At 70.7% G+C, this 16,570-nt stretch carries 16 protein-coding genes; 14 read left to right on the top strand and 2 right to left on the bottom strand.

Translation table 11 applies throughout. The annotated features are described in order from the left end of the window. Positions 1-7: 7 nt before the first annotated feature. On the bottom strand, positions 8-1,039 hold the full coding sequence (locus CLV49_RS04500) for a LacI family DNA-binding transcriptional regulator (protein WP_106562461.1): 1,032 nt from the start codon (positions 1,037-1,039) through the stop codon (positions 8-10). A gap of 188 nt (positions 1,040-1,227) precedes the next feature. Between CLV49_RS04500 and CLV49_RS04495 the strand changes: the two genes are divergently transcribed. From CLV49_RS04495 to CLV49_RS04470, 6 genes are all read left to right on the top strand, one after another. After that, positions 1,228-2,583 carry an ABC transporter substrate-binding protein gene (locus CLV49_RS04495; protein ID WP_106562460.1) on the top strand — a complete coding sequence of 452 codons (1,356 nt, stop codon included), beginning with the start codon at positions 1,228-1,230 and terminating at the stop codon, positions 2,581-2,583. After that, positions 2,583-3,557, top strand: a complete 975-nt coding sequence (locus CLV49_RS04490) for a carbohydrate ABC transporter permease (RefSeq protein WP_106562459.1) — start codon at positions 2,583-2,585, stop codon at positions 3,555-3,557. The genes CLV49_RS04495 and CLV49_RS04490 overlap by 1 nt, the downstream gene beginning before the upstream one ends. Beyond that, a complete protein-coding gene (locus tag CLV49_RS04485) occupies positions 3,557-4,381 on the top strand; it encodes a carbohydrate ABC transporter permease (RefSeq protein WP_106562458.1) in 825 nt (274 codons plus the stop codon). Before CLV49_RS04490 ends, CLV49_RS04485 begins: the two co-directional genes overlap by 1 nt. Beyond that, positions 4,378-5,592, top strand: a complete 1,215-nt coding sequence (locus CLV49_RS04480; RefSeq protein ID WP_106562457.1) for a serine hydrolase domain-containing protein — start codon at positions 4,378-4,380, stop codon at positions 5,590-5,592. The genes CLV49_RS04485 and CLV49_RS04480 overlap by 4 nt, the downstream gene beginning before the upstream one ends. A gap of 61 nt (positions 5,593-5,653) precedes the next feature. Further along, positions 5,654-5,977 carry a DUF7882 family protein gene (locus CLV49_RS04475; protein ID WP_106562456.1) on the top strand — a complete coding sequence of 108 codons (324 nt, stop codon included), beginning with the start codon at positions 5,654-5,656 and terminating at the stop codon, positions 5,975-5,977. Between the two features lie 94 nt (positions 5,978-6,071). Beyond that, a complete protein-coding gene (locus tag CLV49_RS04470; protein ID WP_106562455.1) occupies positions 6,072-6,464 on the top strand; it encodes a hypothetical protein in 393 nt (130 codons plus the stop codon). Between the two features lie 9 nt (positions 6,465-6,473). Here the strand turns inward: CLV49_RS04470 and CLV49_RS04465 are convergent, their stop codons facing one another. Further along, complete coding sequence (locus CLV49_RS04465) at positions 6,474-7,295, bottom strand: dienelactone hydrolase family protein (RefSeq protein WP_106562454.1); 822 nt, start codon at positions 7,293-7,295, stop codon at positions 6,474-6,476. A 332-nt stretch (positions 7,296-7,627) separates the two neighbouring features. Here CLV49_RS04465 and CLV49_RS04460 point away from each other — a divergent pair, with 332 nt between their 5' ends. The 8 genes from CLV49_RS04460 (at position 7,628) to CLV49_RS04425 (ending at position 16,467) form a co-directional block, all read left to right on the top strand. After that, a complete protein-coding gene (locus CLV49_RS04460; protein ID WP_106562453.1) occupies positions 7,628-8,416 on the top strand; it encodes a DeoR/GlpR family DNA-binding transcription regulator in 789 nt (262 codons plus the stop codon). Further along, positions 8,413-9,426 carry a 1-phosphofructokinase family hexose kinase gene (locus tag CLV49_RS04455; RefSeq protein WP_106562452.1) on the top strand — a complete coding sequence of 338 codons (1,014 nt, stop codon included), beginning with the start codon at positions 8,413-8,415 and terminating at the stop codon, positions 9,424-9,426. Before CLV49_RS04460 ends, CLV49_RS04455 begins: the two co-directional genes overlap by 4 nt. Before the next feature lie 9 nt (positions 9,427-9,435). Next, the gene (locus CLV49_RS04450) at positions 9,436-11,481 is read left to right on the top strand and encodes a PTS fructose transporter subunit IIABC (RefSeq protein WP_106562451.1); all 2,046 of its coding nucleotides are present in this window, start codon (positions 9,436-9,438) and stop codon (positions 11,479-11,481) included. Positions 11,482-11,517: 36 nt separating this feature from the next. Continuing rightward, positions 11,518-11,787: an HPr family phosphocarrier protein gene (locus tag CLV49_RS04445; RefSeq protein WP_106562450.1), complete on the top strand. Its 270-nt coding sequence runs from the start codon at positions 11,518-11,520 to the stop codon at positions 11,785-11,787. A 94-nt stretch (positions 11,788-11,881) separates the two neighbouring features. Next, positions 11,882-12,250, top strand: a complete 369-nt coding sequence (locus tag CLV49_RS04440) for a hypothetical protein (RefSeq protein WP_106562449.1) — start codon at positions 11,882-11,884, stop codon at positions 12,248-12,250. 122 nt (positions 12,251-12,372) lie between these two features. Then, positions 12,373-13,002 (top strand): DUF4232 domain-containing protein, encoded by a 630-nt coding sequence (locus CLV49_RS04435; RefSeq protein WP_106562448.1) that lies wholly within the window; start codon positions 12,373-12,375, stop codon positions 13,000-13,002. Between the two features lie 69 nt (positions 13,003-13,071). After that, a complete protein-coding gene (locus CLV49_RS04430) occupies positions 13,072-14,538 on the top strand; it encodes an amidase (RefSeq protein WP_106562447.1) in 1,467 nt (488 codons plus the stop codon). A gap of 195 nt (positions 14,539-14,733) precedes the next feature. Next, positions 14,734-16,467: a ribonuclease J gene (locus CLV49_RS04425; RefSeq protein WP_106562446.1), complete on the top strand. Its 1,734-nt coding sequence runs from the start codon at positions 14,734-14,736 to the stop codon at positions 16,465-16,467. The last annotated feature ends 103 nt before the right edge of the window (positions 16,468-16,570 follow it).

The raw sequence follows: 16,570 nt of genomic DNA, 5'->3' as shown, positions 1-16,570 counted from the left end.
CCGAAAGTCAGGCGCGGGGAGCGGCCACCGACGCCCGCTCCACGACGGGCATGTCGACGAGCGTCTCGCCCTCGGTCGTCCCGCCCTCGGCGAGCAGGAGCTCGATCGCGCGCGCGCCCATCTCCTCGTGCGGCAGGCCGACCGTCGTGAGTCCCGGGCGCAGGTATGCGGCGAGCTCGTCGTTGTCGAACGAGACGATGGAGACGTCGTCCGGAACGCTCAGCCCGAGCTCCCCGAGCGCCTGGTACGCGCCGAAGGCGAGCCGGTCGTTCATGCAGACGAGTGCCCGGATGCCGGGTTCCCGGTCGAACAGCGCATGCGTGGCCTCGTAGCCGTTCTGCGGCTCCCACAACCAGATCGACTCCTCCGCGGCGAACGCGAGCCCGTGCTCGCGCATCGCCGCGCGGATGCCGGCGGCCCGTCGCGAGATCGTGGTGGAGCGGAAGAGCTCCCGCTCCACGTCGTCGTTCTGACCGAGGAGGGCGATGCCCTCGCGGTGTCCCGCGGCGACGAGCAGATCGACGGCGGCACGGCCGCCGGTCTCCTCGTCGGGCAGGACGCTGAGCGGGTACCGCGGGTTGGTCGCGTTGAGCAGCACGGCGCGCGTCGTCTCGGGCAGGTCGGGGATGAAGAGGTCGCGCGCCCGCATCGTGGCGAACACGATGCCGTCCACCTGACGGTCGACGAGGGCGGCGATCGCATCGGTCTCGCGCCGCTGATCGCCCCCCGTCTCCGTGACGAGGAGCACGTGGCGCGCCTTCTCCGCCGCGCCGAGAGCCCCCGTGATGAGTCCGCTCGCGAAGCGCGTGGTGGCGACGAGGTCGGAGACGAAACCGATCGTCTGGGTCTTGTCGGTGCGCAGGCCGCGTGCCGCCAGGTTGGGGCGGTAGCCGAGTTCCGCGGCGGCGGCGAGCACGCGCTCATGCGCCTCCTTCGACAGACGCGTGTCGGGTCGGCCGTTGAGGATCATCGACGCGGCGGCGCTCGAGAGGCCGGCCTTGCGGGCGACGTCGGCGAGCGTCACGCGTTTCGCTGCCATGTCGTCTCCTGCTCGTCGTCGTCGCGGGGGTACCGTCCGTGCGGCCGATGATATCGGTGAGGTCACGACCTCTTGCTTTTTCTCGCCCGTCCCCTCATCCTATGAGTGCTGAAACCATTTAGCACCCCGAATTCAGCGATCACCCGCACCGATACAGCACCACGCCCGTAGACGAAGGAGTCCACCTCATGGCACCATCCCCCCGCCGCTTGCCCCGCCGGGCGGCCCGATTCGCCATCGCGGCGACGGCAGCCGTCGGCGTCTTCGCGATGTCCGGCTGCGCACCGGGAGCCTCGGCCCCGACCGCGACGCAGAACACCGACGTGAGCACCGAGCTCACGAGCGAGGACGTCGTCCTCACGATCGCCGACGAGACCGGCTTCCCGGTCACGGACGAGCTGACCGAGGAGTTCACGAAGCAGCACCCCAACGTGACCTTCGAGATCACGCGCGACACGTTCGCGAACCTCACGGCGAACGCCCCGAAGCTCCTCGCGAGCAACGACCCGCCCGACCTCATCCGTCTGCCCACGATCGGCGACACCGTCAAGGACGGCCTGCTCGCGAATCTCGACCCGTACTACGACGCGTACGGCTGGGACGCGTGGCCCGCTTCGCAGCTCGCCCCGCTCCGCATGACGGAGGACGGCGTGCGCGGCTCCGGCTCGCTCTACCAGCTCGGTCTCGGCTACAGCATCACCGGCATCTACATGAACGACAAGATCGCCGGAGAGCTCGGCATCGACGAGGCCCCGCAGACGATCGCGGAGCTCGAGGAGGACCTCGCCACGGCCAAGGCCGCCGGCGTCACCCCGATCGTCGCGGGCGACAAGGACGGCGTCGTGAACTTCGTCGTGCAGGCCGCGATGAACCAGTACGCCGACAAGGACGAGTTCCTCTCGTGGATGTTCAACGAGCCGGACGCGACCTACGCGACCGACGGGAACATCGAGGGCGCGGAGCTCATCGAGAAGTGGGCCAAGGCCGGCTACTTCGACGAGGACATCAACGCCGTCGACTACTTCACGTTCGTGACGCGCTTCTCCGAGGGCGGTGGACTCTTCACCTTCAACGGCAACTGGGAGGCCGCGAACTACCAGAAGGCCCTCGGCAGCGACGTCTCCTACTTCCTCGTGCCCCCGGCAGAGGAGGGCGGCGACCACGTGGCCATGGGAGCGGCGAACTCGTTCTCCGTGGCCGCCGGCTCCGACAACATGGACGAGATCGTGTACTTCCTCAACTGGATCCACACGGACGAGACGGCTCGCCAGATCGTCGTCGACGTCACGGGCGCATCGCCGGGCGGCGACCCGTCGCTCGAGCAGCCGACCGTCGAGGCCGGGTCGCTCATCGAGCAGGCCCTCGCCATGGCGGCGCAGATCGGTGAGGAGAACGGCCAGGTCGACTTCATGGCCAACACCACGGCTGGCATCTACTCCGGCTCGATCATCCCCGAGTCGCAGCTGCTCGTCACCGGGAAGATCACCGGCAAGGACTTCGTCGAGCGCGTCCAGGCCTTCTATGAAAGCGAGATCGGCGGCTGATGTCGTCGCCCTCGCTCGACGCTCGCCCCTCGCTGGCGAGCGATGCCGGGGCGGACGGTCCCATCCTCACCGTCCGCCCCACCCGTCGGGTCGCCGCTCGCGCGGCGGCCCGACGGGCCGCGCTCACGGGGTGGATCCTGCTCGTCCCCGCCCTCGCCGCCTACGTCGGCTTCGTGATCTGGCCCCTCATCCAGGGCGTCCAGTACTCGTTCTACGACTGGAACGGCATCGGCGTGGCCGAGTGGGTCGGTCTCGACAACTACGCGACCGTCTTCACCGATCCGGCCCTCCTCGGCTCGATCGTGAACGCGTTCATCCTCATCCTCTTCTTCACCGTCATCCCCGTGACGGTGGGACTCGTGCTCGCGACGCTCATCCGGTCGATCCGCGCCGGCGTCTTCTCGAGCGCGGCCCAGACGATCCTCTTCCTCCCGCAGATCATCCCGCTCGCCGCGGCCGGTATCGCCTGGTCGTGGATGTACGCGCAGACGGGGACGATCAACCAGATCCTCGGTTGGATCGGCCTCGGCGGCATCACCCGCTCGTGGCTCGCCGACTACGCGACGGCACTGCCGGCCGTCGGCCTCATCGGCTCGTGGGTGCTCACGGGCCTCTGCACCGTGCTGCTGCTCACCGGCATCGGCAAGATCGACACGGCGCTGTACGAGGCCATCCGCCTCGACGGAGCCGGGTGGTGGCGCGAGTTCTTCACCATCACGGTCCCGGGCCTCCGCCAGGAGATCGTCGTGCTCGTGACCCTCACCGTGATCGCAGCGCTGTCGAGCTTCGACATCATCTACACGTCCACCCAGGGCGGACCGGGCCGGGCCACCCTCGTGCCCGGCATCTCGATCTTCCGGATCGGATTCACCCAGAGCGACGTGGGCCTCGCGTCCGCGTTCGGCATCGTGCTCATGGTGCTCGTGCTCGCGGTGGTCCTTCCGATCCAAAGACTCTCGAAGGCGAACGACTGATGAAAGCCAGCCGCATCGAGGCGTGGACGGGTCGCATCCTGCTCGTCGCGATCCTCGTGCTCACCGTCCTGCCGCTCGTCAGCATGCTGTCGGCGGCCCTCCAACCCGCCGATCGCAACCCGACGGGACTCGTCTGGCCCACCGATCCGCAGTGGGGCAACTTCGTCGAGGCCTTCGAGGTGGGCAATGTGTGGGTTCTCATGCAGTCGAGCGCGTTCATCGTGCTCGGCGTCGTGCCCATCAGCATCCTCGTCGCCACCCTCGCCGGCTATGCGCTCGGGGCGCTCAAGATCCCGGGCTCGCGCGCGATCCTGCTCTTCTTCGTGCTCGGTCTCACGATCCCGTTCGAAGCGCTCATCATCCCGCTGTACTACCAGTCGCAGTCGATGGGCACTCTCAACACCCAGTGGGCCGTGATCCTCCCCCTCATCGGCCTGTACATGCCGTTCAGCGTCTTCTGGATGCGCGCCCACTTCGTGAACGTGCCGCCCGAGCTGTCCGAGGCCGCGCGCGTGGACGGCGCGAGTGTGTGGCAGGAGTTCCGCAGCGTCCAGCTGCCGCTCGCCCGCCCGGCGCTCTCCGCCCTCGCGATCCTGCTCTTCCTCTGGACGTGGAACCAGTTCCTGCTCCCGGTGGTGCTCATCGCGAACCCGCTCAACCGCACGGTCGCCGGTGCGCTGACGTTCTTCCAGGGCCAGTATTCGCTGAGCATCCCGCTGCTCAACGCCGGAGCGCTCATCATCATCACGCCGGCGATCATCGTGTTCCTCGTCTTCCAGCGGCAGTTCATCCGCGCGCTCCTCCAGGGCGCGGTGAAGGGATGAGCGCCGTGCGCTCCGTCCCCGTCCACGGCACGGTCGCCCCGCGGTTCGACGCCGTCCGCTCGGCGTTCGAGCAGGCGTTCGCCGGAGCGGATGGCGGTGTCGACACCGAGATGGGTGCGGCACTCGCCGTGCGCTACCGCGGCGAACCCGTCGTGGACCTCTGGGGCGGCGTCGCGGACGTGCGCGACGGTCGGCCCTGGCGGGAGGACACGGCGAGCGTCGTGTTCTCCTCCACGAAGGGCGTCATGTCGCTCCTCGCGGCCCGGCTCGTGCAGGACGGGCTGCTCGACTACGAGGCGCCCGTGGCCCGTTACTGGCCCGAGTTCGCCGCCGCCGGCAAGGAGAGAGTGCTCGTGCGGCACGCCCTCTCCCACCAGGCGGGACTCTCGGCGCCGCGACGCGACCTCACCAGGGACGACCTCCTCGACTGGACGCGCGTGACCGACGCGCTCGCCGAACAGGCGCCCCTGTGGGAGCCCGGCACCGGCTACTCGTACCACGCGCTGACGCACGGCTGGCTCGCCGGCGAGCTCGTGCGACGGGTCACGGGGCTCATGCCGGGCGAGTACCTCCGGCAGCTGCTCACCGATCCGCTCGCCGCGGACTTCTGGCTCGGCCTGCCGGTGGAGCAGCGCGAGCGACTCGCGCCGATGACGGTGGGTCCGTCGCTCGCCGCCCTCACGGCGGCGCAGGAGGCGCAGCGCGCGCCCGACACGATCGACTGGCCGGCGCGAGCGATGACCCTCGGAGCGGCCTTCCCGCCCGAGCTCATCGCCGACGGCGTCGGCTTCAACGACGTCGAGGTGCTCGGCGCGCAGGTCCCGGGCGCCGGCGGCGTGGGCACGGCGCGCGCGCTCGCCGCGATGTGGTCGTCGACGGTCGTCGAGACCGACGGGGTGCGCTCGCTCGACGAGGTGGTCGTGCACGAGGCGACCCGCGAGCAGACCTCCGGCCGTCCCGTCTTCGACCTCCCCGGCCCGTGGCCGCGGTGGGGGATGGGCTTCCAGCTCGACTCCGAGGCGCGGCGCCTCCTCACGCCCTCCTCGTTCGGACACGACGGCGCCGGCGGGCAGGTGGCCTTCGCCGACCCGGAGCACGAGGTGGGCTTCGCGTTCCTCACCAACCGCATGGAGGCGGGCGACGACAGGCGCGCCACCCGCATCGTCGACGCGCTGCGCGACGCGCTCGCGGACGGGACCCGCTCGGCATGAGGCGGATACACGCGCCGGCGGCCGTCGCGGGTCCGGCCCGATCGGGTGCATCATGGAGCGCATGGGTTCTCTGAACTACGACGGTCACCTCTACGACTTCGAGGACCGTTTCCTCGCACACGTGCAGGTGGTGCTCGCGCAGAAGATGCGTCGCCGCGAGAGCTTCCTCCTCTCCTGGACGGCTCCCGCCCACGAGGAGGCATGGGGGCGGGTGTCGATCTGGATCAGCCCGTCGGCCGACGTGAGCTTCCGGTACTCGGGCTCGAAGTCCGCTGCGCTCAACAGCGAGTGGCTCGAGCGCATGATGTCCGCGACGCATTCCACGCGTGGTCTCGACCTCGACACCCAGAAGGAACCGCCGGCGGGTAGCCCTGCGCACTCCTGACGCCCCGGCGGACCCGCCTCACCCGGCCCATAGACGCCCTGTCCGTTTTGCGCAACGGGGAAAACCGCAGCAGCCGTTGGGGGAGAGTTTCCGTATGAGATGCATCACATACGCAGGGGAGAACGTGATCACCTCCGACGACGTTGCTTCCACCCTCGTCGAACTGACAGCCGCGCTCGCGAAGCGCGGCCAGGCCGAGGCTGTCCACATCCCGATCGTCATCGAGAAGACCGGGCGACACGACTGGGCCGAGCTCGTCGTGGGAGTCGGGAACGACGTCCTGTCCGTCCCGTACGCATGGGACGGCGACGAGGTCGACTTCACCGAGCAGTCCGCCGAGCTCCGCCGTCACCTCGACACCGTGCGCCCGCGCCGCGATGCCGAGGTCGTCGTCGAGGGGGAGCACGGCGACGACACGGGTGGAGACCCGGTCGACCCCTTCTTCGACATCGACATCCGCTTCGACGACGGAACCGCGAAGGCCTGACGGGCCCCGTCAGCCGAGGCGCTCGCGGAGGAACGCGACCACGCGGTCCCGGGCGGCGAGAGCCGGGTGGCCGGGCGTCTCGCGGACCTCGCTCGTGAGCACGGAATGCGCGCGGCGGGGGAAACCCCACGGGTTCCCGGCCGACGAATCGAGCTCGATGACCTCGAAGGCGTCGCCGAGGCGCTCGCTGATGGTGCGGAACCGTGCGGGCGGCACGCTCGCGTCCTCGCTGAAGCGCAGGCCGATCGCGCAGACCTCGCCGCGGGACGCCCTCCCCGCGACCACACCGAACTCCGCCGGTGACATCGAGGGGTCCGCCTGTCGCCGCGCGCCCACGGGGAAGGGTGCGGCCGGCTGGCTCAGGATCGACGCGCTCACGGAGTCGTCGACGGCCGCAGCGAGCGCGAAGCCGCCCGTGAAGCACATGCCGATGACACCGACGCCGCGACCGGGCGTCCGTGCCGCGAGGTCGGCGGCGACGCCCCGGATGTAGGCCGTGATCGGGCGCCGCGCCCCCACGGCGAAGGCGCGGAACTCGGCGGCGACGCACAAGCGGGCCACGACGCCGAGCGTGTACCCGACCGTTCCCTCGCGGCCGGGGGTCCCGAACGGCGACGGGACGACCACGGTGAAGCCCTGTTCGACGAGATGGTCGGCGAGCCCGAGGACCTCCGGTGTGAGCCCGGGGATCTCGGGGATGAGGACGACGCCGGGCCCCGTCCCCTTCTCGAAGCAGTCATGGGTGATCCCGGCCGACGTGAACGGCCGGCGCGACCACCCGTCGAGCGTCGAGGTCGGCGCGCTGGTGCTCTGGCTGTCGGACGCACTCATGGCTGACTCCTTCGACGATCGTGCGACCGACGATACGCCCGCCCCCCGGCACCCTCACCCCCCCCCGGCACCCCCGCCCCCGGCCCCGCCCCGCCCCCGCCCCGCCCCCCCGCCCCCGATTCCCGTCGGATGCAGCTTTTGAGCGCGTTTACGCCGGTACAGCGGTGTGATCACGCTCAAAAGCTGCATGTGGCGGGGTGTCGTGGCGTGCGGAGGAGGAATGATTCTGTGGTTGTCTTGTTTTATGTGGGTTTGTGTGGTTTTCTTGTTCCTACCCACATCGGGGATAGACGCAGATTCACGGTCGAGCACACACAGTCGAGGAAGACGCCATGTACGCAACGGAGCGGCACCAGGAGATCATCGCCTCCATCGAGGCCGACGGCCGCGTCTCCGTCACCGAGCTGTCCCGCCGCTTCAACGTGACGAGCGAGACCATCCGCCGCGACCTCGACCAGCTCGAATCGGTCGGCCACGTCCGCCGCGTCCACGGCGGCGCCGTCTCCGCCTCCCGCGCGAGCGTCGCCGAGCCCACGCTCGCCGACCGTGAGACCCTCAACCGCGACGGCAAGCGGCGCATCGCCGCGGCCGCCATCCGGCTCGTGCCCGCGGGTTTCCGCGGATCGGTCCTCGTCGACTCGGGCACCACGACGGGCGCGTTCGCGGCGCGGCTCGGGGAGTGGGCACCCGAGACGCCGGGGGACACCCTCGACGTCATCACCAACTCCGTACCCATCGCCGCCGCCCTCTACGGCGCACCCGCGCTCGACCTCCACCTCCTCGGCGGCCGGGTGCGCGGCGAGACGAGCGCGGCCGTCGGCGCCCCCACCGTCGAGCAGCTCGACCGCCTCCGACCGGACATCGCCTTCATCGGCACGAACGGCGTGAGCGCCGACTTCGGCCTCAGCACCCCCGACGAACTCGAGGCGGCCGTGAAGGCCGCGATGGTTCGCTGCGCCCGCCGCCGCATCCTGCTCGCCGACTCCGGCAAGCTCGGTGAGGAGGCGCTCCACCGCTTCGCCGCCCTCGGCGACCTCGACATGCTCATCACCGACGCCGAGCCCGACGCGCGGCTCTCGAAGACCCTCGAATCCGTGGGTGTGGAGGTGGTGGTCGCATGATCGTCACCGTCACGGCCAACCCCTCGATCGATCGCACGATCGAACTCTCCGAGCCGCTCAAGCGCGGCGAGGTGCAGGTGGTCGCCGAGCAGCACGAGCAGGCCGGTGGCAAGGGCGTCAACGTGGCGCGGGCGCTCCACGCAGCCGCCGTCGACGTGCTCGCCGTGGTGCCGTGCGACGCGAGCGACCCCTTCCTCACGGAGCTCGCCGAGCTCGAGGCGTCCGTCGCGAACGTGCCGACGGGTGCTCTCGTCCGCACCAACGTGACCGTGAGCGAACCAGACGGCACCACGACGAAGCTCAACGCCGCGGGCGAGCCCCTCACAGCCGCGGCCGTCGAGCGGCTCATCGCGGAGACGGCCCGTCGCGCGGCGACGGCGCAGTGGCTCGTCCTCGCCGGTTCCGTCCCCCCAGGCGCCACCGAGGACCTCTACCCCCGCCTCATCGCGGCCGTGCGTGCGCGATCCGCGGAGCTCGGCGTGCCGGCGCCCGCCGTCGCCGTCGACACCTCCGGGCCCGCCCTCGCCTCCGTGATCCGCTCGGCGGGCACGTCGGGCGGCGTCGACCTCATCAAGCCCAACGCCCACGAGCTCGCCGAGCTCGCCGCGACCCTCGGCTACACCGACGTCCCGGACGGCGACGCCCTCGAGGCCGACCCGGAGCTCGCCGCACGCGTAGCCGAATCGCTCCTGCCCGAGCTCGGGGTGGCGGCCATGCTGCTCACGCTCGGCGCGGCCGGGGCGCTGCTCGTGACGCGCGACGGATCCTGGGCGGCCCGGCCGCCGCGGATCACCCCGCGGTCCACCGTCGGCGCCGGCGACTCGTCGCTCGCCGGCTACCTCGTCGCCGTGCACGCCGGGCAGCCGCCCGAGCGTGCCATCGGCCTCGCCGTCGCCTACGGTGCGGCGGCCGCCTCCCTCGCGGGCAGCACCGTTCCGCGTCCCGATCAGACCCGTCCCGACCTCGTCGAGGTCACCCCCCTTCCGCGCATCGTCGCCGGACACCAGTAAGGACACATCATGACCACACTCATCACCCCGGCCCTCGTCGCCCTCGACGCGGACCTCGGCCCGGACAAGTCCGGCGTCATCCGAGCCCTCGCGACGCGCGTCGTCGACGCGGGCCGCGCGACCGACGTCGAGGCGCTCTACGCCGACGCGTGGGCCCGCGAGAGCCAGACCGACACGGGCATCCCCGGCGGCCTCGCCATCCCGCACTGCCGCTCTGCCTCCGTCACAGAGCCGACGCTCGCCCTCGCGCGCCTCTCACGTCCCGTCGACTTCGGAGAGCCGGACGCCCCGGCCGACCTCGTCTTCCTCATCGCTGCGCCCGACGGCGCCGACCAGGCGCACCTCGCGCTCCTGTCGACCCTCGCGCGTTCGCTCATCCGTCCCGAGTTCGTCGAGTCGCTCCGGTCCGCCCCCACGGCCGAGGCCCTCGTCGCTCTCGTCGACGAGGCGCTCACTCCGGAGGGGGAGAAGCCGGCCGCTGCTGCTGCTCCGGCCGCCGCTGCCCCGGCCGCAGGTTCTGCCGAGCCCGCCGCGCCGCGCGTGCTCGTCGGCGTGAGCGCGTGCCCCACCGGCATCGCGCACACCTACATGGCCGCCGACTCGCTCACCGCCGCCGCGAAGCGCGCCGGCGTCGAGCTCCACATGGAGACCCAGGGCTCGTCCGGTGCGACGCCGCTCGACCCCGCACTCATCGAGCGCGCGGAGGCCGTCATCTTCGCGGTCGACGTGGACGTGCGCGACAAGGCCCGCTTCGCCGGCAAGCCCGTCGTGCAGGTGCCCGTCAAGCGCGGCATCGACGACGCCGACGGCCTCATCCAGAAGGCGCTCGCCGCTGCGGACGACCCCAACGCGTCGCGCGTCGCCGGTTCGTCCACCGACGCCTCCGCCTCGGCCGCCGCGGCATCCTCGGGTCCGAAGGAGAGTGGAGGAGCGGCCGTGAAGCGCTGGCTACTCACCGGCGTCAGCTACATGATCCCGTTCGTCGCGGGTGGCGGTCTGCTCATCGCCCTCGGCTTCCTCCTCGGCGGCTTCGACATCACCGAGCGTCCCGTCGAGATCATCCTCGGCAACACGCTCTGGAACCTCCCGGCCGGTGGCCTCGGCGAGTACCTGGGTGCGGTCGCGTTCACGATCGGTAACGCCTCGATGGGCTTCCTCGTCGCCGCCCTCGCCGGATACATCGCCTACGCGATGGCCGACAGGCCCGGCATCGCCCCCGGCTTCACGGCCGGCGCGATCGCCGTCATCATGGGTGCCGGATTCCTCGGCGGCATCGTCGGTGGTCTGCTCGCCGGAGCCGTGGCCATGTGGATCGGCCGACTCTCCGTGCCCCGCTGGCTGCGCGGCCTCATGCCCGTCGTGATCATCCCGCTCGTCGCCTCGATCATCGCGAGCGGCCTCATGGTGATCATCCTCGGCGGCCCCATCGCCGCCATCACCACGGGCCTCAACGCCTGGCTGACCTCGCTCTCCGGCGTCGCCGCCGTGGGACTCGGACTCATCCTCGGCACCATGATGGCGTTCGACCTCGGTGGCCCCGTGAACAAGGTGGCCTACGCGTTCGCCGTCGCCGGTCTCGGCGCCGGGTCGATCGACAACCAGGCCCCGTGGGTCATCATGGCCGCAGTCATGGGCGCGGGCATGGTGCCGCCGCTCGCCATGGCGCTCGCGACGACGCTCGACCGCAAGCTCTTCAGCGCCGCCGAGCGCGAGAACGGCAAGGCCGCGTGGCTCCTCGGCGCCGCGTTCATCTCGGAGGGGGCCATCCCCTTCGCCGCAGCCGACCTGTTCCGCGTCATCCCCGCGTCGATCCTCGGAAGCGCCGTCACCGGCGCGATGCTCATGGGCTTCGGCGTCACATCGCAGGCCCCGCACGGAGGAATCTTCGTCTTCTTCGCGATCGGCAACGTGTGGCTCTTCATCCTCTCGATCGCGGTCGGTACGGTGATCTCGGCGCTCGCGGTCATCGCCCTCAAGCGCTGGGTGCGTCGTCGCCCGATCGAGACGGACAGGGCGGTCGTAGCGGACGACGTCCGCGCGCCCGTCGCCGCCTGACCTCTACCCCGTCCCCGTTCCCTGAAAGGACACATCATGGCCGAACGCAACGCCGTCATCGCGAGCCGCGTCGGGCTTCACGCCCGCCCCGCCTCCATCTTCATCGCCGCGGTGAAGGAGCAGTCCGTGCCCGTCACCATCGCGAAGGGCGACGGCCAGCCGATGCCGGCGTCGAGCATCCTGTCCCTCCTCGGACTCGGTGCGTCGCACGGCGACACCGTGACGCTGCGCGCCGAGGGCGAGGGCGCCGAGGAGGCGCTCGAGAAGCTCGCCGCGGTCCTCGAGACGGACCTCGACGCCGAGTAGGGCGCAACGCGGAACGGGTCGGGTGCTGACGCACCCGGCCCGTTCCGCGTTCTCCCGTGACGGTCCTCGGTGACGTGCCTGCCAGACTGGACGGATGAGCGAGTTCGAGCCGCGACGCGACCCGAAGAGGCCCGGGCTCGGGCGCGGTTTCTCCGTGGTGCTCTGGACGTGGCTCGTGCTGAGCCTCGCCGCCGGCGTCGCTGCGGCCGTCGCGACGTCCGCCGCCGTGGACGGGCCGCAGGATGTCGCGGGTAGTCGACGCCACATCCTTCAGGCTCTGGAGTCCGTCGGCTACGTGGTCCGTGGTGAGTACGTCGTCGATTCGGACGCACTCGCCTCGGCTCGAATCCTCCTTGCGGCGTGCCTCGTGATCATCCCCGCCATCGTCCCGTACGCGATCGTCGTGGCCGCTCGGGCGGGCCTTCGCGCCGACGCCGCGGAAGCCGCCGAGCGCGACGCCTGAGCGCGGCACCACCCCGTCTCCCCACCGGATAGCGGGCCTCGGCCTGGATGCGCGCCGTGAGCAGGCTGGGCGCGTCTGAGAGGGTCTGGACACCGGATCCACAGCGGGAGTCGGATGGAGCCATGTCCCGTCGTCTCTTCTCCTCCCTCGTGTCCGTCGGTGCCGCGGCGGTCCTCGCCGCCGCCCTCGCCGGGTGCACCTCGTCCGCCGATTCCGCCGTGAGTGCCTCCCCGTCGTCGACGCCAACCGCCTCCGCCTCGTCCGCTCCCGTCTCCGCGCCGAGCGCGGAGCCGTCCGCGAATGCCTCTCAGACCCCTGCCCCCGAGGGCACGTGCCCGACGGACGGTCTCGACATCACCGTCGTGGACGGCGGCGGAGGGGCCGCGGGTAGCGTCGACCTCGCGCTGCAGTTCACGAACACCACGGACGCCGAATGCCTGCTCGACGGCCCTCCCGGCGTCTCGTTCGTGGGCGACGGGAACGGCACCCAGATCGGTGCGCCGGCGACCCAGACGGGTGCGGGAGAGCCCGTGACGATCGCGGCCGGCGGGTCCGCCTACGCGCCGCTCAAGGTCGCGAACGCCCAGAACTACGACGCCGCCGACTGTACCCCTGTGACGGCGGACGGCTACAGGGTGTACCCGCCGCACTCCTACACGTCGGTCTTCGTGAAGGCGTCGGGAATGACGGCGTGCGAGAACCCCGACGCCGCGCTCCTGAGCGTCGGACCGGTGCAGTCCGAGCACCCGTGATCTGGTCGGTGTCCCCGTCCGCGCCGATAGGGTCGAGGAGGGTCCGCCGACCGACGACGAGGAGACGGCATGCGTGACGGGACGAGCACCGCCGACGGTCTCGACGGTCTCGACCGTCCTCATAGTCTCGACGGCGGTAGGTTGTCTGCGCGGACGGCGACGGAGCTCTCGCGACTCCTTCGTTCCGGCGAGGTGTCGGCCGTCGAGGTGCTCTCCGACCACCTGGCCAGACTCGACGAGGCGAACGGAGCGATCAACGCCGTCGTCAACATCGACGCCGACGGTGCGATGCGTGAGGCGCAGCGTGCCGACCGGGCGCGCGAGGCCGGTGCGCCGCTCGGACCCCTGCACGGGCTGCCGATCAGCATCAAGGACACCGCGTCGACGACGGGGTTCCCGACGACGTCCGGTTCGCCGCGCCACGCGAACGATGTGGCCACAGCCGACGACCTGCACGTCGCGCGCATCCGCGCCGCCGGCGCGGTCCGGATCGGCAAGACGAACGTGCCGGAGCACGCCGCGGGCTCGAACACGTTCAACACCCTGTTCGGGCCCACCCGGAATCCGTACGACCTCACGCGCAGCGTCGGGGGATCGTCCGGCGGCGCCGCGGCCGCGCTCGCGGCGGGGTTCCAGCCGATAGCGGACGGATCGGATATGGGTGGTTCGCTGCGCAACCCCGCCGCGTTCTGCAACGTGGTCGGCTTCCGCCCGACACCGGGCGTCGTGCCCAACACGTCGACCGATGTCCTCTCGACGCTCACGGTCACGGGCCCCCTCGCGAGGACCGTCGACGATGTGGCGCTGCTGCTGTCGGTCATGGCAGGCCCCGACGCGAGGGATCCGCTCTCCTACGCCGCCCCGACGATCGACGCGCCCGTGCAGGCCGTCCCGCTCTCCGGGCTCCGCATCGCCCTCGCGCCGACCCTCGGAGGACGCACGCGGGTCGACCCCGAGATCGTCGAGAGCGTCGAACGGGCCGCTCGTCTCCTCGAGGACGCAGGCGCGGAGATCGTCGAGGTCGCTCCCGACCTGGACGGGTCGGTCGAGGCCTTCCGGACCCTTCGCGCGGCGGAGTTCTTCGACGCGTTCGGGGAGGACCTCGACGCCGGCACGGAGTCGTTCGTCGACTTCCTCGCGGCGAACATCGAGGAGGGCAGGCGCCTCACCGCCGTCGACGTCCTGCGAGCGCAGCAGGTGCAGACGCGACTCGTGCGCGAGGCCGCACGCTTCTTCGACGACGTCGACGTCCTCCTCTCGGCGACCACCTCGGTGCTTCCGTTCGTCGTCGAGGACCGGTTCCCGAGAGCGGTCGCGGGCGAGCCCACGACCGACTACCTGTCGTGGATGGAGCCGTGTCTGGCGCTCACCCCGCTCGGCGTCCCCGGGATCTCCGTGCCGAACGGCTTCTCGGCGTCCGGCCTGCCCATCGGCCTCCAGCTGACGGCCGGCCCCCGCCGCGATGCCCGCCTGCTCGGAATCGCGCGGTCCGTCGTCGACGTCCTGCCCCCGTCGATTCGGCCGCTCGCGGTGTGACGTCCGGCGCCCTCGTCGAGACACGGGCGCACGCCGCACAGGTTCGTGTGGGAAGGTAGAGGGGATCCCCGTCGACGAACGCATCTCGTTCCGCCGACATCGCCACCCGTCGATCGACTCCGATCGATCGACTCGGGCGGAGGGAACCCCTCAGACTCCGGCACCCCATGTGGTGCCACCCCCTGCGCGTCGCGCATGAACGACGCACCTCACGAAACGAAAGTACACACGTTGAACAACAAGACACCCCGTCACGAGCTCGATCTGCCCGCACCCCGCAAGCTCGTCGACGGCGGCCTCCGCGTCACGCCGCTCGGCGGACTCGGCGAGATCGGCCGCAACATGACCGTCTTCGAGCACAAGGGCAAACTGCTCATCCTCGACTGCGGCGTCCTCTTCCCCGAGGAGAACCAGCCGGGCATCGACGTCATCCTCCCCGACTTCAGCGCGATCCGCTCGCGACTCAAGGACGTCGTCGCGATCGTGCTGACGCACGGCCACGAGGACCACATCGGGGGCGTGCCGTACCTCCTCAAGGAGCGCCAGGACATCCCCGTCGTCGGCTCGCGCCTCACGCTCGCGCTCATCACGGCGAAGCTCGAGGAGCACAAGATCAAGCCGAAGACCGTGCAGGTCGCCGAGGGCGACGAGGTCGACTTCGGACCGTTCGGCACCGAGTTCTTCGCCGTCAACCACTCCATCCCCGACGGCCTCGCCGTGGCGATCCGCACCGACGCCGGCACCGTGCTCGCCACGGGCGACTTCAAGATGGACCAGTTCCCGCTCGACCGCCGCATCACCGACCTCGGCGGCTTCGCGCGCCTCGCCGACGAGGGCGTCGACCTCTTCCTCACCGACTCGACGAACGCCGACGTCCCCGGTTTCACGACCTCGGAGGAGGACCTCGCCCCCGCGATCGACCAGGTGTTCCGCACGGCCCCGCGTCGCATCGTCGTGTCGAGCTTCGCGAGCCATGTGCACCGCATCCAGCAGGTCATCGACGCCGCCGACCGCCACGGTCGCAAGATCGCCTTCGTCGGCCGGTCGATGGTTCGGAACATGGGCATCGCGCAGGAGCTCGGCTTCCTCACCATCCCCAAGGGCATGCTCGTCGACATGAAGGCGATCGAGAAGATGCCCGACGCGAGCACCGTCCTCATCTGCACCGGCTCGCAGGGCGAGCCCATGGCCGCGCTGTCGCGCATGGCGAACCGCGAGCACATCATCGAGATCGGCGAGGGCGACACGATCCTCCTCGCGAGCTCGCTCATCCCCGGCAACGAGAACGCGATCTACCGCATCATCAACTCGTTCACGCGCTGGGGCGCCCAGGTCGTGCACAAGGGCAACGCCAAGGTGCACGTGTCCGGCCACGCGAGCGCCGGCGAGCTCACCTACTGCTACAACATCGTGAAGCCCACCGCTGTGCTGCCGTACCACGGCGAATGGCGCCACCTCACGGCCAACGCCGCGCTCGCCCGCAAGACGGGTGTGCCGGACGAGAACGTGTTCGTCATCGAGGACGGTGTCTCCGTCGACCTCGTGGACGGCAAGTCCAGCATCAGCGGCCGCATCCCCGCCGGCCACATCTTCGTCGACGGCTCCACGATGGGTGTCGCGACCGAGACGGCGATGAACGACCGTCGCGTCCTCTCCGAGGAGGGCACCATCACGATCCTCGCGATCGTCGACTCCACCACCAACCGCCTGCTCGAGCCGCTCGAGTTCTTCGCGCGCGGCTTCGTGGAGGAGAAGGGCTGGGAGGAGAACGCGAGCAAGGCGATCACCGACGCCCTCGCCGGTGCCGGTCCGCGTTCGAAGACGTCGAGCGAGGACCTCGAGGCCCTCATCACGCGCACGATCGGCCGTTGGCTGTCGCGCCGTCACCGCCGCAACCCGGTCGTCACGACGATCGTCGTCGACGAGTAGGTCGCCGGGGAGCTGGGGCTCGCCCATCGGGGATTCTCCGATCGAGTCATCACCGAGTGCGGGTGTCGCGTGTCGACACCCGCACTCTGCGTTCACGCGGCGG

Source organism: Labedella gwakjiensis, from assembly GCF_003014675.1.
In the GTDB taxonomy this organism is placed as follows: Bacteria; Actinomycetota; Actinomycetes; order Actinomycetales; family Microbacteriaceae; genus Labedella; species Labedella gwakjiensis.
Note: the sequence above shows the minus strand (reverse complement) of the source record. Positions and strands in the feature narration are given on the sequence as shown.